The sequence below is a fragment of the Arsenicibacter rosenii genome, assembly GCF_001870735.1.
GTDB classification, from domain to species: Bacteria; Bacteroidota; Bacteroidia; order Cytophagales; family Spirosomataceae; genus Arsenicibacter; species Arsenicibacter rosenii.
In genome coordinates, this window is sequence record NZ_MORL01000101.1 from 1 (window position 1) to 2,319 (window position 2,319).

Annotated in this window: 2 protein-coding genes; one reads left to right on the top strand and one right to left on the bottom strand. The window is 54.2% G+C overall.

What is annotated here, in order from left to right; translation table 11 throughout:
* Positions 1-482: 482 nt before the first annotated feature.
* The gene (locus BLX24_RS30010; RefSeq protein ID WP_229201926.1) at positions 483-1,301 is read left to right on the top strand and encodes a sialate O-acetylesterase; all 819 of its coding nucleotides are present in this window, start codon (positions 483-485) and stop codon (positions 1,299-1,301) included.
* Positions 1,302-1,353: 52 nt separating this feature from the next.
* Here BLX24_RS30010 and BLX24_RS30015 read toward each other — a convergent pair.
* A partial coding sequence (locus BLX24_RS30015; RefSeq protein ID WP_374755026.1) for a glycosyl hydrolase family 95 catalytic domain-containing protein occupies positions 1,354-2,319 on the bottom strand: 966 nt, incomplete at its 5' end.

Consider the following 2,319-nt stretch of genomic DNA (forward strand, 5'->3'; position numbering starts at 1 on the left):
CCCGCCGTACATAGGCTGGTGAAGTCAGGTACGAAATACCGAAGCCGACCAGGCCGCTGTTCGACCGGCGTTCATAGTCCATGATGTGCCCGAGTTCATGCCCGATCCAGCCAATCATGATTTCATCCGGAAGTTCATGGATGGGAATGGCCGTATGAATCAGCCTGAACATAGCACTGATGTTGATGTTATAGCGGCGGTATCGGCGAGGNGACGTACTGATCCGCTGTTTAAACCGGAAGGTGATGCGTGTATCGAGCAGTTCTGGGTAAAACGACAGGGCCGTCAACACATTCCGGGCAATAATCGCCGGTATGTGCTTGTGTTTCCCGAAGGCAGTTAATGCCGCATGTAAATCGTCGGATTGATCTTTCAGGCGTTCTGAGAGCATGGTGCTGACCGTTTGTTGATACAGCATAAACGGCAAATACCGGACGGAGTTAAAAAACTCTTTCGTCTGAAAGTAAAAAACCGGTGGGCCAATGTCTTTCAGTGGTATGGAGAAAGAAAAAGTACGATTTGGTTTTCGGGTTCTCTGGGCAGCCCTTGTTTTCGTGATTTGTCTGGCATTCATGCACAGACAGCCGCCACGGCTAAAATTATTTCTCCTGATTGGCCAGTCCAATATGGCGGGCCGGGGCAAAGTAGACCCGCAGGAGCTTAATCCTAATATCTGGATGCTGACCCGGGAAGAACAGTGGGTGACGGCCAAAGATCCGCTCCATTTTGATAAACCGGCGGTAGTTGGCGTCGGGCCGGGGCTGTCATTCGCCGAAACTTTATCGAAACAATACCCCGACATGCAGATAGGGTTAGTGCCTTGCGCCGTTGGCGGATCGGAAATCGATGTCTGGAGCCCGGGCGCGTATTACGCTCAGACCAAAACCTATCCTTATGACGATACCATGCGCCGGATACGAAAGGCCCTCGGACAGGGCGAACTGGCCGGCATTTTGTGGCATCAGGGCGAATCGGACAGTAAACCCGAACGGGCCGGAGTTTATGCCCGTAAACTGGAAGCACTCGTCAGCCGGTTACGGACCGAATTACAGGCCCCCGATGTACCTTTTGTGGCGGGCACCCTCGGCGATTTTTATGTAAACCGCAACCCCTCAGCGAAGCTTGTAAACGAACAGCTGCTGGAAGCCTCGAAACGGGTTCCGAACCTGTACGTGGTATCGGCCGCCGGTTTAGGGCACAAGGGCGATACTACCCATTTTGACACACCGGCTGCCCGTGCGCTGGGCAAACGGTATGCAGAGGTGTTTATTACCCACAAACTGCTGCCGCCAGCCAGATAAAAAAAGGGATAGCCGGTATTCCCGCTATCCCTTTTTACAAATCCGTATCCATTTACCAGGTCATGTACTGAACCTGGCCTTGTTTGAGCGAAACCTTTCTGGTTTTACCGCCGTAGATCAGTTCGGTCTGCCCGCCGGTCTTCGACTGGATGGTAACGGTTGCCAGTTTCCCATTCTTCCAGTTCATGGCTACCTCGAAGCCGCCGCGCGTCTTGAGGCCTTTGACCGAACCGGTATCCCAGACATCCGGCAGGGCAGGCAATAACCGGATCGACTCTTCCGTCGACTGCACCAGCATTTCAGCGACCGCTGCCGTACCGCCAAAGTTGCCGTCGATCTGGAAAGGCGGGTGGGCATCAAACAGGTTGGGGTAGGTACCGCCGCCCCGGGCCATGTTTGTTTTAACCCCGTCCGGAAGCACGTAGTGCAGGAGTTCACGGTACATTTTATAGGCATGATTGCCATCCCATAAACGGGCCCACAGGTTAATACGCCATCCCTTGGACCAGCCTGTTGTTTCGTCGCCTTTTATTTCCAGCGTTTTGCGGCAGGCATTGGCCAGTTCAGGCGTGATGTCCGGACGAATGTGGTTACCGGGATACAACCCAAACAGATGCGACTGGTGGCGGTGTTTGGGTTCGGCATCCTTCCAGTCGTAGTACCATTCCTGCAGATTGCCGGCCGCTCCGACCTGGTAAGGGTGCAGGCGGGCCAGCGCCTGTTCCAGTTTGGCCCGGAATGCCTGATCGGTGTTCAGCACTTTGGAGGCCTGAATGGTCTGGAGAAAACACTCCCGCACCATGGCGAGATCGGCCGTTCCGCCGTAAAGGGTTGCCCCTTTGTATCCGTCATTCGTCACGTAAACGTTTTCGGGGGATGTGCCGGGTGACGTAACCAGTTTTCCTTTTTTGTCTTCAACCAGCCAGTCCAGACAAAACTGAGCTGCGCCCTTCATGAGCGGATATGCTTCTTTTTGCAGGTAGTCGCGGTCGTGGGTGAAGCTGTAGTGTTCCCACAG